This window comes from Stenotrophomonas sp. NY11291 (assembly GCF_023277365.1).
Lineage (GTDB): Bacteria > Pseudomonadota > Gammaproteobacteria > Xanthomonadales > Xanthomonadaceae > Stenotrophomonas > Stenotrophomonas geniculata.
Map to the genome: position 1 here is coordinate 291,926 of NZ_CP096975.1, position 18,007 is coordinate 309,932.

Sequence of the window (18,007 nt, forward strand, 5' to 3'; positions counted from 1 at the left end):
CATGCAAACGTCCTATCCCCTGCGCCAGCAATGGCTCGGCAACCTCCGTGGCGACCTGCTGTCCGGCATCGTCGTCGCCCTGGCCCTGATTCCCGAGGCCATCGCTTTCTCGCTCATCGCCGGCGTCGACCCCAAGGTCGGCCTGTATGCCGCGTTCTCCATTGCCGTCATCACCGCCATCGCCGGCGGCCGCCCCGGAATGATCTCCACCGCCACCGGTGCGATGGCGCTGGTGATGGTCGACCTGGTCAAGGACCACGGCCTGCAGTACCTGTTCGCCGCCAGCATCCTGGCCGGCCTGCTGCAGGTGCTCGCGGGCGTGTTCAAGCTCGGCTCGCTGATGCGCTTCGTCTCGCGCTCGGTCATCACCGGCTTCGTCAACGCGCTGGCGATCCTGATCTTCCTCGCGCAGATGCCGGAACTGATTGGCCGCGGCCCTACGGTCTACGTGCTGTGCGCCGCCGCGCTGGCGATCATCTACCTGCTGCCGCGTATCACCCGCGCCGTACCCTCGCCGCTGGTCGCGATCGTGGTGCTCACCGCCGTGGTGATCGGCTTCGGCATCGACGTGCGCAGCGTCGGCGACATGGGCCAGCTGCCAGACAGCCTTCCACACTTCCTCATTCCCGATGTGCCGCTCACCTGGGAAACGCTGCGCATCCTGTTGCCGGTGTCGGCCACGCTGGCCGTGGTCGGCCTGCTCGAATCGATGATGACCCTGCAGATTGTCGAGGACATCACCGAGACGCCCAGCGAACGCAACCGCGAATGCGTCGGCCAGGGCGTGGCGAACACGGTCACCGGCTTCCTCGGCGGCATGGCTGGCTGCGCGATGATCGGCCAGTCGATCATCAACGTGACCTCCGGTGGCCGTGGCCGCCTGTCCTGCCTGGTGGCGGGCGTGCTGCTGCTGGCATTGGTGGTGTACGGCGGCGACCTGGTGCGGCAGATCCCGATGGCTGCGCTGGTGGCGGTGATGATCATGGTCAGCATCGGCACCTTCAGCTGGCGCTCGCTGCGCGACCTGCGCACGCATCCGCGTAGCTCGTCTGCGGTGATGCTGCTGACCGTGGTGGTCACCGTGGCTACCCACGATCTGGCCAAGGGCGTGCTCAGTGGCGTGCTGCTGTCGGCGCTGTTCTTTGCGCGCAAGGTGGGCCGCATGTTGGATGTGCAGCGCGACGATGCTGGTGATACGCAGGTCTACCGGGTGCGTGGGCAGGTGTTCTTTGCTTCAGCCGGCCAGCTGGGCGCGGCGTTTGATTACCAGTACGTGGCGCCGAAGGTGCAGATTGACCTGTGCGATGCCCACCTGTGGGATCTGACTGCTGTGGCCGCGCTGGAGCGGGCGCAGGAAAAGCTGGCCGCGCACGGTGCGGAGGTGACGGTGGTGGGGCTCAATGCAGCCAGCCAGACCCTCATCGAACAGGTGGGTGGCAAAGGCGCTGCTGGCAGCGCACATTGACGCTATAGGCTGCGACTGCATCACTGCGACTTCATGGCTGCTGTTGCGGTTGCTGCATCTGTGGCCCGTGAACCCTGCCCAGGGTGGAAGAATCGCCGTGATCGTGTTCCGTTGTGATCCTCACGACGGAGTACTTCTTCCGGAATGGATACGCTGTTCAACAACGCCACCACGCTGCTGACCTATCTGCTGCCGGGCTTCCTGGCAGCCTGGGTGTTCTACGGGCTGACTTCACACCCCAAGCCACCGCAGTTCGAAAGGACCGTGGAAGCGTTGGTGTTCACCTTCGCGGTCCAGGCGCTGGTCACGTTCACGGAAGTGGTGCTGCTACTGGCCGGGCGCTGCTTTGTGCTGGGAACCTGGACGGAGTCCAGCAGCTTGCTCTGGGGTTTTTTCCTCGCAGTACTGCTGGGAGCGGGACTGGCCCTCGCTGCGAACAAGGATTCCCTCCACAGGGTTCTCCGTCGTGCAGGCTTCACCACGAGGACATCCCACCCGAGCGAGTGGTACTGCGTACTGGGTACGCGTCCTGCCTTCGTGGTGCTGCAGCTGAAGGATGGCCGTCGACTGACCGGCTACCCCAAGGAGTGGCCGATCAGCCCGGCTGCGGGACAGTTCTACATGCAGATGCCGGCCTGGCTCGTGGATGCGGATCCGCCAGATGAAGGTGCGGATCCGGTGGCAAACCCCGCCGTGGTGGAGCTTCCGCAGCTCGATGGCATACTGATTCACGCGGTGGATGTGCAATGGGTCGAGATTCTCCAGGAGACAGACAATGGCTAAGTTGAGGAAGGGTTCCAACCCACCACTGGACCAGCTGGTCGTATCCATGGAGAACGCAAACCCCAAGCTCCCCGAGGGCAGGAAGCGTCCGCTGCCACCGCCCAGCCCACCCCGGCCGCCAGCCGGAAGCGGGCCCAACCGGCGCTTGCCGCGCGACTGACCGGGCGCATTCAGCCGGGCGGTGTAAACTATTGATCTCACTGGCAATGCCAGTCTCCACGATCAACGCCCCGATGACGTCCCCCACCGCCCGTTACGCCGATTCCCTGTGCCTGTCCGTTGCCCCGATGATGGACTGGACGGACCGCCATTGCCGCGTGTTCCATCGCGTGCTGGCGCCGGGTGCGCGCCTGTACACGGAAATGGTGCACGCCAACGCGGTCATCCACGGCGATCGCGAGCGCCTGCTCGGCTTCGATCGCAGCGAACAGCCGCTGGCGCTGCAGCTGGGTGGCAGTGACCCGGCCCTGCTGGCGCAGGCCGCACGCATCGCTGCCGAGTGGGGCTATGACGAGGTCAACCTCAACTGCGGTTGCCCGTCCGACCGCGTGCAGGCCGGGCGTTTTGGTGCCTGCCTGATGCGCGAGCCGGTGCTGGTGGCCGAGTGTGTGGCGGCCATGGTCGACGCGGTTGATATCCCGGTGACGGTGAAGTGCCGCCTGGGCGTGGATGAGGACAACGACTACGACGTGTTTGCCAGCTTCGTCGACCGCCAGGTTGCCGCCGGTGCGGCGATGGTGGTGGTGCATGCGCGCAACGCGTGGCTGAAGGGCCTGTCGCCGAAGGAGAACCGCGAGGTTCCGCCGCTGAAGTACGACTGGGCCTACCGCCTGAAGCTGGAGCGCCCGGCACTGCCGGTGGTGATCAACGGTGGCCTGGCCAGCATCGAGGCGGTACAGGCGCAGGCCGCGCACGTCGATGGCGTGATGCTGGGCCGCGCGGCCTACCACGACCCCTACCTGCTGCATCAGCTGGAGGCGCTGCACACCGGCGCCCCGCTGCAGGCCCGTGGTGACCTGCTGCGCGCGATGCGCCCCTACATCGAGGCGCGGCTGGGCGAAGGCCTGGCGCTGAAGCACATTACTCGCCACCTGCTCGGCCTGTTCCACGGCCAGCCCGGTGGTCGCGCATTCCGCCAGGTGCTGAGCGAGGGCGCACATCGCCCGGGCGCCGGCTGGAGCCTGATCGAACAGGCCCTGGCGGTCACCGAACGCGAAGCTGATCGGGCCGCAGCGTGACCGCAGTCACATTCCTGGCTTGACAAGGGACGTCGATTCGTCCCGAATGTTCACTTAGCTGAACAACGCGGGCGCAGGGCCGGAAAAGTTCAGACCGGATTCACCGCTGTAAACCAAGAATTTGCAAAAGATTTGTAAAACGCTGGGTTTCGAACCCGGCGCCGGATTTACGACTTTTGAACGAATCGCCGTGCTCGGCTAGGATCGCATCGATGTCTTCCGCTCCCTTCCATCGCCGCATTGCCCTGGCCACCTGCGTGGTGCTGTCGGCTGTGCCGCTGTCTTCGGCGCTGGCGCAACAGCCGCCGCGTGGCGAGCAGGCGCGGGCGGAGATGATGGAGCGGGGCGAGCGTGGCAACCGTGGCGACGAGCGGTCGCTGTCCGATGCCGTGCGCCGCGTGCAGCGCACCACCGGCGGCCACATCCTCGGCGCCGAGCGCGTGCCGTTCGATGGTCGTGATATCAACCGGGTGAAGTACATGGACGATCGGGGCCGGGTCCGCTACATGGACGACCCCGCCCCGTCGCGTTCACAGCCGCGCACGCCGCGGTCGGATATGTCATCACTACGCGGCGATAACCCCTGAACAGGGATAGTTGTCGCTATCAACCCGTACCCCACAGGCCTCCGGGCCACACCCAGGACACTAGGGAGAGTTCATGCGTATCCTTCTGGTCGAAGACGAAGCCCCGCTGCGTGAGACCCTGGCAGCCCGGCTCAAGCGCGAAGGCTTTGCCGTCGATGCTGCGCAGGACGGCGAGGAAGGCCTCTACATGGGGCGCGAAGTTCCGTTCGATGTCGGCATCATCGACCTTGGCCTGCCCAAGATGTCGGGCATGGAGCTGATCAAGGCCCTGCGTGACGAAGGCAAGAAATTCCCGGTGCTGATCCTGACCGCGCGTTCGAGCTGGCAGGACAAGGTCGAGGGCCTGAAGCAGGGCGCCGACGACTACCTGGTCAAGCCGTTCCACGTCGAAGAGCTGCTGGCCCGCGTCAACGCGCTGCTGCGCCGCGCCGCTGGCTGGAGCAAGCCGACGCTGGAATGCGGCCCGGTTGCCCTGGACCTGGCTGCGCAGACCGTCAGCGTGGCCGGCAGCAATGTCGACCTCACCAGCTACGAGTACAAGGTGCTGGAGTACCTGATGATGCACGCCGGTGAACTGGTCTCCAAGGCCGACCTCACCGAGCACATCTACCAGCAGGACTTCGACCGCGACTCGAACGTGCTGGAGGTCTTCATCGGCCGCCTGCGCAAGAAGCTGGACCCGGATGGCGAACTGAAGCCGATCGAGACCGTGCGCGGCCGCGGTTACCGTTTCGCGATCCCGCGCAACGAGGGCTGAGCCGGCTCACCCTGGCGATAGCACGATGTCCGGCCGTCTGTGGTTCTTCCGACGCTGGCGGCCGCGCTCCCTGCAGGCGCGCCAGATGTTCGCCGCGTCCGTGGGCCTGGTCGCGTTCCTGGCGCTGGCCGGTTACGCGCTCGACGCCGCCTTCGCCGATACGGCGAAGGCGAACCTGCGTGAGCGCCTGAAGAACTACGCCACCGCCTACGGGGCCGGCATCGACTTCACCCGCGACCGCTCGCTGTACATCCGCGAGCAGCCGCCGGATTCGCGCTTCGACGTGCCGGGCAGTGGCCTGTACCTGCAGGTGGTGATGCCGCACGGCAAGGGCAATTCGATGTCCGCCGAAGGTCCGATGCTGCCCACCGCGGGCGGTGGCCTGCTCGCGCCGCGCCAGGAAGTGTTCGAAGGCCCACTGCCGATGATCCAGATCGACGGCAGCCAGGGCTCGGTGTACCGCTATGGCCTGGGCCTGGTGTGGGACGCCGACGCCGACCCTGCCACCGAGTTTCCGTACACCATCTACGTGATGGAAGACTCGCGCGCGCTGGGTGCGCAGCTGCGCGTGTTCCGCAGCCGGGTCTGGTTCTACCTGGGCGGCATCGGCCTGATCCTGCTGCTGCTGCAGACCGTTATCCTGCAGTGGAGCCTGCGCCCACTGCGCCGCGTGATCACCGAGCTGACCAAGGTGCAGCGCGGCGAGACCGAGCGCATGAGCGAGCGCCACCCACGTGAGCTGGAACCGCTGACCGACAGCATCAACGCCTTCATTGAAAGCGAGCGCGAGAACCTGGAGCGCCAGCGCAACACCCTGGCCGACCTGGCGCACAGCCTGAAGACGCCCATCGCCGTGCTGCGCACGCAGATGGACAGCGGCGCCGGGGACGGCGCCCTGCGCGAGGAGCTGGACGTGCAGCTGCAGCGCATGAACAACCTGGTCTCGTACCAGCTGGCACGTGCTGCGTCGTCGGGCCACAAGCTGTTCTCCGCGCCGCTGCCGATTGAATCCAACGCCGAGGAGATCGTGCGTGGCCTGGAAAAGGTCTATGCCTCCAAGGGCGTGCTGTGCGAATTCGACATCGACCCGGCCGCGCGCTTCCACGGCGAACCGGGCGACCTGCAGGAACTGCTCGGCAACCTGCTGGAAAACGCCTTCAAGTGGGCCAACCGCCGCGTGTTGCTGACCGCGCAGCCGCTGCCGGCACCGAACGCGCGTCGCGCCGGCCTGCTGTTGGCGGTGGACGACGATGGCCCGGGTATTGCCCCGGACGACATCGGCAAGGTGCTGCAGCGTGGCGTGCGTGGCGACGAGCGCGTGCAGGGCCACGGCATCGGCCTGTCGATCGTGCAGGACCTGATCAAGGATTACCGCGGCGAACTGACTGTGGGCCGCTCCGAGGAACTGGGCGGCGCCCGTTTCGAAGTGCGCCTGCCGCCGGGGCCGTAGCCTTGTGGAGAGTCGAGCCATGCTCGATTGCTCCGCAAAATGCAGCCGAGCATGGCTCGGCTCTACATAAGCTGCGGTAGTGAATCAGCCGACCATCGTCGGCGGCTCGCCATAGAACCGCCGCAGCTGCGCGGCCACCTCCGGCAATGCCTGCTGCAGCAGATCCGGCGCCGAGAAGTGATACTCGCTCGCTACCGCGAAGAACTCTTCCGGCGCTTCGGCCGCGTACGGATCGATCAGCGTTTCCACACCCGCGTCTACCTGCGCACAGAAGGCATCGTAAGCCTGCTGGAACGTAGCCGCCCATTCGCGCTGCCATTGCCGCGGCAGCGGCGGCGTGCCGTCCATCGCGCCATCCAGCGCATCCAGCTTGTGCACCATCTCGTGCACCGCCACGCAGTAGCCCTCGTGCGGCGCCGACAGGTCGGCCTGCACATCGGCCCAGGACAGGATCAACGGACCGCTGTCCCACGATTCGCCGATCAGTTCGTCATCCCACTCGTGCAGTACGCCGGCCGCATCCATGTGGCTGCGGTGCACGCGGAACGCGTCGGGGTAGACGATCAGCTGCGACCAGCCTTCCAGTCCCACTTCGCCGAACTCCAGCAGCGGCAGGCAGCACAGCGCGGCCAGCAGCACGCCATCGCCGGCCTGCAGCTGCAGATCGCCGATCGGGGTAATGGTCTTCTCGTGCAGGAAGCGCGTGGCCAGCAGGCGCAGTCGCCCACGACGCCCGTCATCCAGGCCGTGCAGCCACGCCGCGCGTTGGCAGGCGTCTTCCCAAAGTGCATCGTCAATCGGCCGCGGTGCAGGCCGCAGCCACTGCAGCAACGACTTGATCAGCGGAACATTCCCGGCAGGTAGCTGTGCCACTTCGGCGCGCGGATGCGCGGCAGCATGTCGTCGTCGCTGCCACCGCCGCCGGTGGTGGTGCTGGCAGCCGGGCGTACAGGTGCCGCCTTGGTGCTGGCAGCCGATGCGCTGGCGGTGGGCGCGCGCTGCGAGGCGGCATCGCCATTGGAGGACACGCATGCCCCACGGCTGTCGTCCAGCGCTGCTGTCGCAGACGCCGCGAAGGGCATCGTCAGCAGGATCAGGCAATGGGCATAACGGCGCATTGACGACATCCACGTTAAGGGAGGGTGAGTTCCCGATTCTAGCCCGAACCCGGCACCCGGTTGGAAGCCCCTGCGGCCCACCGGTGGCGGGCGTCGCTGGCGGCTTTCCCGCATAATTCCTTTCTGACTTCGTGGAAGCTGCCGTGGACGATCGCCAATTGCTGGCCAAACTCGCTGCCGGTCGCCTGTCCGGCGACGCCCTGGCCCGTGAGCTGGGTCAGACCCGGGCGGCCATTTGGAAGCGTATTCAAGGACTTAGGGCTGCCGGTGTGGACATCGAGGGCCGCGCTGGCGAGGGCTATGGCCTGACCCGCCCGGTCGACCTGCTGGACCCGGCCGCGATCCGCGCCGGCCTGCCCGCCCACGTTCAGGCCCTGCTGCACGACCTGCAGGTGGCCTGGACAGTGGACTCCACCAACGCAGAATTGCTGCGTTGCAGCGCGCCCCTGCGCGGGGTGAGCGTCCTGCTGGCCGAACGCCAGACCGGCGGCCGCGGCCGTCGCGGCCGTACGTGGGCGTCGCCGCTGGCCGCGCATATCTACCTGTCGGTGCTGCGCCTGTTCTCCGGCGGCCTCGGCCGCCTGGCCGGGCTGAGCCTGGTGGCCGGCATCGCCGTGGCCGAAGCGCTGCACGACCTGGGCTACACCCAGGCGCAGCTGAAGTGGCCGAATGACCTGATCGTTGATGGCAAGCGCAAGCTGGTCGGCCTGCTCGCAGAAGGCGGTGGCGAATACGCCGGCCCGGCGCGCGCGGTGATCGGCATCGGCATCAACACGCACATGCCGCCGTCGTTCGCCGAGCAGATCACCCAGCCGTGGGTGGATCTGGACACGCTGGCTGGCAAGCCGGTGGACCGCAACGTGGTCGTTGCGGCCGTGTTGACGCGCCTGCTGCCGGCGCTGGAAGAGTTCGATCGCGAAGGTCTCGCTCCGTTCCTGCCGCGCTACGCCGCGTTCGACATGCTGGCCGGCCGCGAAGTACGGGTGGAACTGGAAGGGCAGTGGCAGCATGGCACCGCGCTCGGCCTGGCCGATGACGGCGCCTTGCGCGTGCGCATCGATGGCCGCGAGCGCCTGCTGCACGCCGGCGAAGTCAGCGTGAGGGCGGCATGAGCGATTGGTTGTTCGACCTCGGCAACTCGCGGTTCAAGTTCGCGCCGTTGCAGGGTGACCGTGCCGGTGACGTGCAGGCCTGGGCGCATGGCGCCGAAGGCATGGCCGGGCAGCCGCCGCACAGTCTGCCCAGCGGCACCACCGCGTTCGTGGCCAGCGTGGCCGCACCGTCGCTGACCAGCGCCATGCTGGACCAGCTGCAGCGTCGCTTCGAGCACGTGCACGTGGTGCGCACCAGCGCCGAATGCGCCGGTGTGCGCATTGCCTATGCCAAGCCGGAGAAGTTCGGCGTCGACCGCTTCCTGGCCCTGCTGGCCGCGGCCAAGGCGCAGCGCCCGGTGCTGGTGGTCGGTGTGGGCACCGCACTGACGATTGATCTGCTCGACGCCAATGGCCAGCACCACGGTGGCCGCATTTCCGCATCGCCCACCACCATGCGCGAAGCACTGCACGCCCGTGCCGTACAGCTGCCGGCTACCGGTGGTGACTACAGCGAGTTCGCCAACGATACCGCCGATGCGCTGGCTTCCGGTTGCGATGGTGCGGCGGTGGCACTGATCGAACGCAGCGCACAGCAGGCGCAGACGCTGCTGGGTGTTGCGCCCTCGCTGCTGGTGCATGGTGGCGGCGCACCGGCGCTGATGCCATTGCTGCCCGGCGCCGACTACCACCCCTCGCTGGTGCTGGATGGCCTCGCCCGCTGGGCGGTGCACCAGCCCGCAGGCTAGTATCCGCGCATGCTGACCCGTGCCCTGATCGTCGTGCTGGCCATCCTCAATCTTGGCGTCGCCTGCTGGTGGCTGCTGCGCGATGCACCGCAGAAGCCTGCGCCGCCGCCGCAACCCGCTGGCGTGGCCGAGCTGCGCTGGGTGCCCGGTGGTGTGGATGCCGCTGCGGCTGCCGAGGCCACCGCTGCCGCCCCGACCGCGCCGTTGACGGAGCGCGAGCCGGTGGAGAAGACGGCTGTGGCTGCCACGCCGGCGCCCGCCGCCCCGGCCAAGCCGGAGATTGCCAAGCCACAGGTGGCTGAGGCTACGCCGGTTGCGGCCGCAGCCAAGCCGGCAACACCGCCTGCACCCGTACCGGCACCGGAAAAACCCGCAACCCAGCCCGTGGCTGCCGAACCGGCGCGCTGCGTGGCGTTGGGCCCGTTCGCCGACCGCGCTGCCGCGACCAGTGCACAGGGCAAGGCCGGCAGCTTCATCAGTCAGGTACGCCTGCGCGAACAGCCCGTTGCCAGTGGCAGCGCCCGTTTCCGGGTGATGCTGCCGGCCGCCGCCAACCGCGAAGAAGCCCAGGCCACGGTGAAGCGCATCGTCGCCGCCGGCCTGAGCGACTACTACATCATCAGCCAGGGCGAGGACATCAACGCCGTGGCGCTGGGCCAGTACCGCAACCGCGAAGGCGCCGAGCGACGCATGGCCGCCGTGCAGGCCGCCGGCTTCCAGCCGCGCCTGGTGGCCAGCGGCGACGCCGGCCAATGGTGGCTGGAAGGGCAGCTGGCCGCGGGTACGCAGCCGGCCCAGGCCCAGCAGCGCAGCGGCGCGGCACAGAGCCGGTCGCTGGAATGCGCAAGGTTGCGCTAGAATCCCCGGACCGCGGCACTGCCGCGGGTGCACCACCCATGCCGCTTTAGCTCAGTTGGTAGAGCAACTGTCTTGTAAACAGTAGGTCATCCGTTCGATTCGGATAAGCGGCACCATCTTCGATCCCTTGGCATCCGCACATGTCCACGGAGAACAATCAACCCGCTGCAATGGCGGGTTTTTTTGTGCGCTGCTGTTCTGGAAATAATGTGGGTCTGGAGGCATGTTCAACGCGACCTCGTAAGACCCCTTCTGAGTTGGCTGCAACGCTGGAGCATACCTTCGCCAGATTGCTCATTCATTTGAATGCGGCCATCGGCGAGAAGGGGATAGGTCTCGAGACGGACACGATAGGCTGCTTGCGAAGACAGCTGCACTGCAGCGTCGTCCGTGCCGATGGCGGCTCCAGGTAGCGAATCCTCTCGAACAACGCCATTTACCTGAAGCTGTGCGCAGAGTCCGGCGTAGTAGGCGATGCGTTCATCAAGCGCCTGAGGGTGCCTTGTGGCATGACCTAGCGCATGGAATGTCTCGTGTGCGACCAGATCGACAAGGTTCGCAACCGTCCGTCCACGATCGTCATGTATCGAAGCCGCAAGTGCCAATGTCTTCCCGCCCGAAAACGATCCCAAAGTACGCGACTGTATCGTCGCCGCGGTATCCGTTGGCGCGAGAAGGATCCGGTATCTGTTCGCCTTTGCTTCTATCCATGATTCGGAGAATTTCGCTGCTGCATCAATGCGCATGCAGGTATCGGCAACGTCAACCGGTGATCCTGCAGCCATCAAGAGCAGGATTTCGTGCTGGGTGTTGGTGCAGTGAAACGATTCCAGAGCGGGCAGGTCCTTGCGCCCTGGAACAATGGAGAGGGACCGGAAGTAACGGAATGGACCGAGAGGCGTGGACACCAGCTCGGTGTAGCCATCCGGAGGGATGCCTTGTGGCAATCCAATTGTTGCGGCGCAGCCTGCCAGGATGGAGGCGGCGAATGCGGCGAGTACGACTCCTTTCATCGCTTCTCCCAAAGGTGCGGGTGCTCAAGGTGCAGCCACATCTCCCGTTGTTTACTACATCTCCATGCACACGTGCGGCGAGGGGTGGTTGACACAATCCCGTCTTTCGAACTCCCGGTAGTCTGGCGCGAACAGGTTCAATCAAACCGGATGATGCGGATCAACCCTCTTGTCGACGATCCATCTCCGAAGGCAGCCAATGTGCCATAGGGGAATGCCTCCTTCGCACCGTCATGGTTGATGAATGAGATCGTGCAGTTCGTCCGAGTGCCGGGACGGATCCGGGTCATGGTTCTGTCGTTCAAGACGAAGCTGTACCACGTGAGTCGGGGACTCATGGAGAGCGCCATGGGGCGCGCGGTGGAGGCGATCAACTCGGCAACAGCGCAGCCGCGCGAATCCACTTCGTCCAGCCGTAGCTCAACGAGAACAGGTTTCAGGTTTGGATAAGGTGTGCTCATTCCAGAAGCGGGTCTGCTCGATTCGATAGCCACGGCAGTGACGTTGTGAACCTGTGCAACGGGGATCTCAATGTTCCGCATTATTGAGCCCTACCCACCTGCAACGCTACATACTCCGCCAGCCCCCGACAGGCCAATATCAGCCCTTCGCGCGTGCCATCGCCGATATCGTCTTTCTCTTCCCCGTCCACGCGCACGCGCTCTGCGGCGTGGTACAGCTCCAGCAGCGACACCAGGCCCACTGCGGCGCGCTCCCTGCGTGCGGCAGCCACGACGTCGCCAGGTGTGCCTGCCGGTCCCGGCCACGGCTGTCCATCGGCGGCGTCACCGGCCTGGATGCGCTGCAGGCAGCCGGGCAGGTTGATCGGCGCAGGGGCCTCGTTGGCGGCAGCGAAAGCGGCCTCCAACGGCTGCGCCAGTTCGGGCGGCAGGCGCAGGGCCGCCTCGCCCAGGGTGGCAGTCAGGTACGGGTGATGAGTCTTGGGCATGCGGGCATCCTCGTCGGGAACAGAGGCGCCACCCGAAGAGGGTGGCGGGCGATGCGTGGCTTCCAAGACCGGGTCAACGAATCGGCGGGCACGAGGCCCCCACGCACCGCCCGCCGTCGATCGGCGAACGGATTGCCAGCCGGCGCCGTACTTGGGAGGACGACGCCGGCTGGCAAGCGTATACATCGTTGACAACACAGGCTTGGAAGTCCCGACCACCTTTGCAGGTGGCGATTCATCATGCGCACGTGAAATCACCGCCTGCCAGTCGTTTGTTTCGATGGCATCGGGTGATCTGAAAGGGAAAATGAATTATCGCAATTGGCCCGTTTCGACCATGGCAATGCCAGAAGCGACATATCGCGCAGGACTGCAACCAACGACGAATTCTGGTGCGTCATTGCTGTCGCACGGCCCTTTAAGGCCCAGAAAGTAAAGCCGGCTTAACTTCCCCGGCAGGGCTTCCAGAACACCCTATCAGACATGAATCCCCATGCGCGCCGCCTGGATCTTGATATTCCTCACGGACAGCCCGCAACGCCCCACCGCATACTGCCGCCACACGCCCACCCTGGGCCCCTTCGGGATCCGCACATGCGTCGCCATGCCCTGTCGCTCACCGTCGCACTTTTGTCCACCACCTGCGTGGCCCCGGCCATGGCTGCGGTACCGTTCTTCAACGCCAGCTGCCCAGGCGGCATCGACGTGCACGCCGACGAAGGCGGTCCGGTCTACGTGCAGGGCCGCGAGGCCACGGTGAAACGCTTCAACGACCGCTATTCCGAAGCACGCGATGCCAACAGCGGCATCACGCTGTCGATCAGCAGCAACGAGGACGGCACGCCGCAGATCAGCTATACCGGCCGAGGCGGCGCCAATGGCATCTGCCAGGTCAGTGCCAGTGGAACGCCCGTACCGTCTGAACATCGCGACCACCGTCGCCACGATGACGACAACGACGCGGCGCTGCCGCGCGAAGTCACCTGCGAATCCACCGGCCAGCAGCAGGTGTCGTGCGACATGGATACCCGTGGCAACGTGGAAATCGTGCGCCAGCTCAGCCACACCCGCTGCGAACAAGGCCAGAACTGGGGCCTGTCGCGGCATTCGGTGTGGGTGAATGGTGGCTGCCGTGCGGTCTTCCGCAATGCGTCCAAGGCGGCCAACAGCGCTCCGCCGGGGGATACCGCGCTGGGTTCCTGCAATATGCGCAAGGGTGCGCAAGGCACGCTGGTGACCCAGATGCCGGTGGGCAGCGATTACCAGGAACTCATCATCGATTATCCCGATGGTCGTTTCCTGTGCATGATGCGCAACAACGGCGAAGTGCAGAGCCTGGCGCCACTGCGCCGACGCTGACGGCAGTACAGGCACCGCTGCTGAAGGGGAGCATCACGGAGGGCAGTGCGGTCGCCTGCCCTGCTGCACCGCCGCGAGTGGTGTCACACAGCTCTGGCTAGACTGTGCTTCTTTTTCCGCACCGCAGGAGGCACCCATGGCCCATCCCATTTCCGTATCCCTGATCGGCGTTCCCACCGATGTCGGTGCGGGCCATCGCGGTGCACGGCTGGGGCCGGAGGCGCTGCGCGTGGCGGGCCTGCCGGAGGCGCTGGAAGCGCGTGGCGTGGACGTGCGCGACCTGGGCAACCTGGATGGCCCGCGCAACCCGTGGACCGCGCCGGTGGAAGGCTATCGCCACCTGGATGAAGTGGTGGCGTGGAACCACGCGCTGATGGAAGCCAGCTACGCCGAACTGCAGGCCGGCCGCATGCCGATCATGCTCGGTGGCGACCACTGCCTGGGCATCGGTTCGATCACTGCGGTGGCGCGCTGGTGCCGCGAGCAGGGCAAGACCCTGCGCGTGCTGTGGCTGGATGCGCATTCCGATTTCAACACCAGCGATGTCACCCCCTCGGGCAACATCCACGGCATGCCGGTGGCCTGCCTGTGCGGCCTCGGCCCGGACGCGTTGACCCACCTCGGCGGCAGCGCACCGGCGATCACCCCGTCGCAGATGCACCAGATCGGTATCCGCTCGGTGGACCCGGAAGAAAAGCGCCTGATCAAGACCCACAAGGTGGATGTCTATGACATGCGCTACATCGACGAGAACGGCATGAAGCGCACCGTGGAGGCGGCGCTGGCCGGTATCGACGAGAACACCCACCTGCATGTCAGCTTCGATGTGGACTTCCTCGACCCCAGCATCGCACCGGGCGTGGGCACCACCGTGCCGGGCGGGGTGAACTACCGTGAGGCTCAGCTGGTGATGGAAATGATCGCCGACACCGGGCGCATGGGGTCGCTGGACATCGTTGAGCTCAACCCCTTGCTGGACAAGCAGAATGCCACCGCCGAACTGGCCGTGGACCTGGTGGAAAGCCTGTTCGGCAAGTCCACCCTGATGCGCGGCTGACCGCCCCTGCTGAACGGATTGCCGAACCGTTCACACCCGCTCCACGCCCCTGCCGCCAGATTGCACTTCACGCGGCGGCAGTGGGCATTGGTGCCCTCCCGCCGAGCGAAAGAATCCCATCCGCGAATGAAGCGGTATAGCGGCGAACCCAAGGAGAAGCCCATGAAGCGCGTAGTTGCCCTGATGCTGTTGTCGATGTTCTCGGTGGCCCTGCTGGCCGGTTGCAACACCATTGCCGGTGCCGGCAAGGATGTGCAGAAGGCGGGCGAAAAGGTTGAAGACACCGCCAAGGGCCGTTGAGCCCTGCACGAAACGGAAAGAGAAAGGGCCGGGGACATCCCCGGCCTTTTTTGTGCGTGCTTTTCACTGCGTGATGTCGAAGCGTAGTGAACCATTCAAGCAAGTGAGCAGTGTTTTCATGGTCGGTTGACCGGTACCCAACAGCTGCTGCGCGAAGCTGGAGCCACGGTAAGAACGCCGTTGCAGCCAAGGATTCCCAGCAATGAACAAAGACATCATTTCCGGCAAGTGGTCGCAGCTGAAGGGCAAGGCCCAGGCCAAGTGGGGCGATCTGACCAACGACGATTTCGATGTGGCCGAGGGCAATGCCGAGTATCTGGCCGGTCGCCTGCAGGAACGTTATGGCTGGGCCAAGGACCGCGCCGAGAAGGAAGTCCGTGAGTTCCAGGACAGCGTCAGCAAGGACTACCCGGACTACAAGTAAGCGCTTCGGTTTCCCTCACAACACAACGCCCGCACCGAGAGGTTGCGGGCGTTGTGTTGTCTGGGCGGGAGGATCAGCGCGCCGGCGGGTCCGGCACGTAGCGGTTGGGGAAGGCCTGGGGCTCGCGCGGCAGGCGCGAGGGTGAATCCACCAGGATGCCGCGTGCGCGCAGGTTGCGGGCGCTGTCGTAGCGCAGCTGCAGGACTTGGGCGGGGCTGCGGCTGGCGCGTTCGAAGTTGGTATCGCGTACCGACGACTGTTCGCGAGCGCCGTGGCCGGTGCCCAGCGCAGGGGCCTGCGACTTGCTGGCATAGCCCTCGATGCGGCTGGCACTGGCATCAGCGGCAGCCTCGGCTTGCGCGGCCGGGGCCGGCAGCGGCAGGCCACGGCGCAGGATCGGTTCGGGGCGCCAGCGGCGCGCTTCCTCGAACACGGCCACGCCCACCACGCCGATGTTGTCCGGGCGGCCGGTGCGGCTGGCATAGCTGCCGCTGGGGCTGCTGAACACGAACTGCGCCACTTCGTCCTGGCTCTTGCGCCAGCCGGTGATGTCGGCGCGCTGGCCGGGGTTGAGCACGTAGCCGGTCTGCGAGGGATCGGCATCCTCGCCGGAGATGGCGTTGACGCCGTCCACCGACAGCACCACCAGCACCCGGCGCGGGCTGTCGTTGTACAGGCGCACGGCGTAGCGGTGGCCGCGCTCGCCGGCCACCCAGCGCTGGCCCTCGGCAGGGTAGCTGCGCAATTCGGTACCGCGGTCGCGGTCGACCAGGGACATGCGCACGGGGCCGCCCTCGTACACCGGCGGCGGCATGGGAGCCGGGCGGAAGCCGGCCAGGGGCAGGATCAGCAGCAGGGGCAGCAGGCGTTTCATCGGGCATCTCCAGCGGGGTTGCGTGAATGAACGCGCCGCGGGCCCTGACGGGGTTGGTGGCGTGCAAGGTAAACTGGCCCCGTTCATCGAAGGTTACCCCACGCAGTCATGACGACCCGAGTCCTTACCGGCATCACCCCCTCCGGCACGCCCCACCTGGGCAACTACGTTGGCGCCATCCGTCCGGCCATCGCGGCCAGCCGCGCGCCGGGGATCGAGAGCTTCTTCTTCCTGGCCGACCTGCACAGCCTGATCAAGTCCCAGGACCCGCAGCGCACCCAGCGCGCGACCCTGGAGATCGCGGCCAGCTGGCTGGCCTGCGGCCTGGACCCGGAACACGTGTGGTTCTACCGCCAGAGCGACATCCGCGAGACCACCGAGCTTATGTGGTTCCTGACCGCCATCGCCAGCAAGGGCATCCTCAACCGCGCGCACGCCTACAAGGCGGCGGTGGACAAGAACCGCGAGGAAGGCGTGGACGAGGATGCAGGCGTCAGCGCCGGCCTGTTCATGTACCCGGTGCTGATGGCTGCCGACATCCTGATCTTCAAGGCCAACCAGGTACCGGTGGGCCGTGACCAGATCCAGCACATCGAGATGGCGCGCGATTTCGCCCAGCGCTTCAACCACGTGTACGGCAAGGAGTATTTCCCGCTGCCGGACGTGGTGATCGACGAGCAGGTGGCGACGCTGGCGGGCCTGGATGGCCGCAAGATGAGCAAGAGCTACCACAACACCATTCCGCTGTTCGTGCCGCGCGAGGAGCTGAAGAAGCTGGTGTTCTCGATCCTGACTGACTCGCGCGCACCGGGCGAGCCGAAGGACACCGAGGGCTCGGCGCTGTTCCAGATGTACCAGGCCTTCGCCACCCCGGAACAGACCGCCGAATTCGCCAAGGCGTTCGCCGCCGGCATCAGCTGGGGTGATGCCAAGCAGCAGCTGTTCGAGCGCATCGACAGCGAGCTGTCGCCGCTGCGCGAGCGCTACAACGCGCTGATGGCCGAGCCGGAGAAAATCGAAGCGTTGCTCAAGCGCCGTGGCCAGCAGCTGCGCGAGCAGCTGGCGGTACCGCTGCTGGAAGAGCTGCGCCACGCGGTGGGCCTGCGTGACCTGTCCAGCGCCGGCGACATCGCCAGCGAGGATGCCGGCGTGGCCCGCGTGGCACCGCCGCTGTTCAAGCAGTACCGCGAGAAGGACGGCCGCTTCTACTTCAAGCTGACCGCCGGTGACGGCACGCTGCTGATCCAGAGCGAAGGCTTCGATTCGCCGCGTGATGCCGGCCAGCTGATCGCGGTGATCAAGCAGGCCGAGCAGGGCGACCAGCTGCAGAGCGAACTGTTCAAGCTGGAAGCCGAAGTGGACGCCGTGCTGGCCGCGCTGGCCGTGCTGCGCGAAGGGACCTGATCGCCGGGCCTGCCTGCCCTTTGTAGAGTCGAGCCATGCTCGACTTTGCTCCGCCTCTGTAGAGCCGAGCCCATGCTCGGCTGGGCTGCAAAGCAGCCGAGCATGGGCTCGGCTCTACAGGGAAGCACTCCGCCGGCACGACCGTGGCACAGCGCCCGTGGCATGATGTCCGCGCGCCTCCGGCGCGATGACATGGAGTCTGCGATGGCCTGGTTGTCGCTGCTGCTGTTCCTGCCCTGGTTCCTGCTGCTGGGCAGCCTGTACTGGCTGTTCCCGCGCCAGCCGCGTACCCCGCGGCGGCGCCTGTTCGACAGCACCACCCTGGCGCTGGCCTTCGCCCTGAGCATCGTGTCGATGCTGTGGGGCTACCGCATCGGCGTGGTGCAGCCCGGCGCCGGACCCATCTGGCCACAGGTGCTGGCGGTGCTGTATGCCTACGGCGCGTTCCTGGCGGTGCTGGTGCTGGCGTTGCTGCTGCGGCCACGCTGGTTGGACCGGTAGTGCCGGCCAGCGGTCGGCACTACCCGACCA

General features: G+C 66.2%; 21 protein-coding genes and 1 tRNA gene. 16 read left to right on the forward strand and 6 right to left on the reverse strand.

Annotated elements, in window-relative coordinates; translation table 11 throughout:
- Position 1: 1 nt before the first annotated feature.
- The 6 genes from M1L61_RS01285 (at position 2) to M1L61_RS01310 (ending at position 6,280) form a co-directional block, all read left to right on the forward strand.
- Positions 2 to 1,465 carry a SulP family inorganic anion transporter gene (locus M1L61_RS01285; protein WP_248854210.1) on the forward strand — a complete coding sequence of 488 codons (1,464 nt, stop codon included), beginning with the start codon at positions 2 to 4 and terminating at the stop codon, positions 1,463 to 1,465.
- Positions 1,466 to 1,609: 144 nt separating this feature from the next.
- Positions 1,610 to 2,248: a DUF6338 family protein gene (locus M1L61_RS01290; protein WP_248854211.1), complete on the forward strand. Its 639-nt coding sequence runs from the start codon at positions 1,610 to 1,612 to the stop codon at positions 2,246 to 2,248.
- A gap of 233 nt (positions 2,249 to 2,481) precedes the next feature.
- On the forward strand, positions 2,482 to 3,486 hold the full coding sequence (dusA, locus tag M1L61_RS01295) for a tRNA dihydrouridine(20/20a) synthase DusA (RefSeq protein ID WP_248854212.1): 1,005 nt from the start codon (positions 2,482 to 2,484) through the stop codon (positions 3,484 to 3,486).
- A 212-nt stretch (positions 3,487 to 3,698) separates the two neighbouring features.
- Complete coding sequence (locus M1L61_RS01300; protein WP_010487000.1) at positions 3,699 to 4,073, forward strand: hypothetical protein; 375 nt, start codon at positions 3,699 to 3,701, stop codon at positions 4,071 to 4,073.
- Positions 4,074 to 4,146: 73 nt separating this feature from the next.
- A complete protein-coding gene (locus M1L61_RS01305) occupies positions 4,147 to 4,830 on the forward strand; it encodes a response regulator transcription factor (protein ID WP_004136763.1) in 684 nt (227 codons plus the stop codon).
- 25 nt (positions 4,831 to 4,855) lie between these two features.
- Complete coding sequence (locus M1L61_RS01310) at positions 4,856 to 6,280, forward strand: sensor histidine kinase (RefSeq protein WP_248854213.1); 1,425 nt, start codon at positions 4,856 to 4,858, stop codon at positions 6,278 to 6,280.
- A gap of 84 nt (positions 6,281 to 6,364) precedes the next feature.
- On the opposite strand, the gene M1L61_RS01315 is transcribed toward M1L61_RS01310, so the two are convergent.
- Positions 6,365 to 7,153, reverse strand: coding sequence for a M90 family metallopeptidase (locus tag M1L61_RS01315; RefSeq protein WP_029380115.1), 789 nt, complete (start codon positions 7,151 to 7,153; stop codon positions 6,365 to 6,367).
- Positions 7,120 to 7,398, reverse strand: a complete 279-nt coding sequence (locus tag M1L61_RS01320) for a hypothetical protein (RefSeq protein ID WP_010486993.1) — start codon at positions 7,396 to 7,398, stop codon at positions 7,120 to 7,122. The genes M1L61_RS01315 and M1L61_RS01320 overlap by 34 nt, the downstream gene beginning before the upstream one ends.
- A 143-nt stretch (positions 7,399 to 7,541) precedes the next feature.
- On the opposite strand from M1L61_RS01320, the gene birA reads away from it, so the two are divergent.
- The 4 genes from birA (at position 7,542) to M1L61_RS01340 (ending at position 10,212) form a co-directional block, all read left to right on the forward strand.
- Positions 7,542 to 8,510: a bifunctional biotin--[acetyl-CoA-carboxylase] ligase/biotin operon repressor BirA gene (gene birA / locus M1L61_RS01325; protein ID WP_049409962.1), complete on the forward strand. Its 969-nt coding sequence runs from the start codon at positions 7,542 to 7,544 to the stop codon at positions 8,508 to 8,510.
- Entirely contained in the window at positions 8,507 to 9,238 is a 732-nt protein-coding gene (locus M1L61_RS01330) for a type III pantothenate kinase (protein WP_010486989.1), read from the forward strand. The genes birA and M1L61_RS01330 overlap by 4 nt, the downstream gene beginning before the upstream one ends.
- A gap of 9 nt (positions 9,239 to 9,247) precedes the next feature.
- Positions 9,248 to 10,096, forward strand: a complete 849-nt coding sequence (locus M1L61_RS01335) for an SPOR domain-containing protein (RefSeq protein ID WP_248854214.1) — start codon at positions 9,248 to 9,250, stop codon at positions 10,094 to 10,096.
- A 40-nt stretch (positions 10,097 to 10,136) separates the two neighbouring features.
- Positions 10,137 to 10,212 (forward strand) — tRNA-Thr (locus M1L61_RS01340).
- Positions 10,213 to 10,323: 111 nt separating this feature from the next.
- Here the strand turns inward: M1L61_RS01340 and M1L61_RS01345 are convergent.
- The 3 genes from M1L61_RS01345 to M1L61_RS01355 all read right to left on the reverse strand — a co-directional run bounded on the left by M1L61_RS01345 (position 10,324) and on the right by M1L61_RS01355 (position 12,058).
- Positions 10,324 to 11,109 carry a hypothetical protein gene (locus M1L61_RS01345; protein WP_248854215.1) on the reverse strand — a complete coding sequence of 262 codons (786 nt, stop codon included), beginning with the start codon at positions 11,107 to 11,109 and terminating at the stop codon, positions 10,324 to 10,326.
- 137 nt (positions 11,110 to 11,246) lie between these two features.
- On the reverse strand, positions 11,247 to 11,570 hold the full coding sequence (locus M1L61_RS01350; RefSeq protein ID WP_049410078.1) for a hypothetical protein: 324 nt from the start codon (positions 11,568 to 11,570) through the stop codon (positions 11,247 to 11,249).
- Between the two features lie 80 nt (positions 11,571 to 11,650).
- Positions 11,651 to 12,058 carry a hypothetical protein gene (locus M1L61_RS01355; RefSeq protein ID WP_191850476.1) on the reverse strand — a complete coding sequence of 136 codons (408 nt, stop codon included), beginning with the start codon at positions 12,056 to 12,058 and terminating at the stop codon, positions 11,651 to 11,653.
- 594 nt (positions 12,059 to 12,652) lie between these two features.
- Between M1L61_RS01355 and M1L61_RS01360 the strand changes: the two genes are divergently transcribed.
- The 4 genes from M1L61_RS01360 to M1L61_RS01375 all read left to right on the forward strand — a co-directional run bounded on the left by M1L61_RS01360 (position 12,653) and on the right by M1L61_RS01375 (position 15,198).
- The gene (locus M1L61_RS01360; protein WP_248854216.1) at positions 12,653 to 13,417 is read left to right on the forward strand and encodes a DUF3011 domain-containing protein; all 765 of its coding nucleotides are present in this window, start codon (positions 12,653 to 12,655) and stop codon (positions 13,415 to 13,417) included.
- Between the two features lie 136 nt (positions 13,418 to 13,553).
- Positions 13,554 to 14,474: an arginase gene (gene rocF, locus M1L61_RS01365; protein ID WP_248854217.1), complete on the forward strand. Its 921-nt coding sequence runs from the start codon at positions 13,554 to 13,556 to the stop codon at positions 14,472 to 14,474.
- 162 nt (positions 14,475 to 14,636) lie between these two features.
- Complete coding sequence (locus tag M1L61_RS01370) at positions 14,637 to 14,774, forward strand: entericidin A/B family lipoprotein (RefSeq protein WP_008266021.1); 138 nt, start codon at positions 14,637 to 14,639, stop codon at positions 14,772 to 14,774.
- A gap of 202 nt (positions 14,775 to 14,976) precedes the next feature.
- On the forward strand, positions 14,977 to 15,198 hold the full coding sequence (locus M1L61_RS01375; RefSeq protein ID WP_004137109.1) for a CsbD family protein: 222 nt from the start codon (positions 14,977 to 14,979) through the stop codon (positions 15,196 to 15,198).
- A 73-nt stretch (positions 15,199 to 15,271) separates the two neighbouring features.
- Here M1L61_RS01375 and M1L61_RS01380 read toward each other — a convergent pair whose 3' ends face one another.
- Positions 15,272 to 16,072 (reverse strand): hypothetical protein, encoded by an 801-nt coding sequence (locus tag M1L61_RS01380; protein WP_248854218.1) that lies wholly within the window; start codon positions 16,070 to 16,072, stop codon positions 15,272 to 15,274.
- 108 nt (positions 16,073 to 16,180) lie between these two features.
- On the opposite strand from M1L61_RS01380, the gene M1L61_RS01385 reads away from it, so the two are divergent.
- On the forward strand, positions 16,181 to 17,476 hold the full coding sequence (locus M1L61_RS01385) for a tryptophan--tRNA ligase (RefSeq protein ID WP_248854219.1): 1,296 nt from the start codon (positions 16,181 to 16,183) through the stop codon (positions 17,474 to 17,476).
- A gap of 204 nt (positions 17,477 to 17,680) precedes the next feature.
- A complete protein-coding gene (locus M1L61_RS01390) occupies positions 17,681 to 17,977 on the forward strand; it encodes a hypothetical protein (RefSeq protein ID WP_248854220.1) in 297 nt (98 codons plus the stop codon).
- Positions 17,978 to 18,007: the final 30 nt, after the last annotated feature.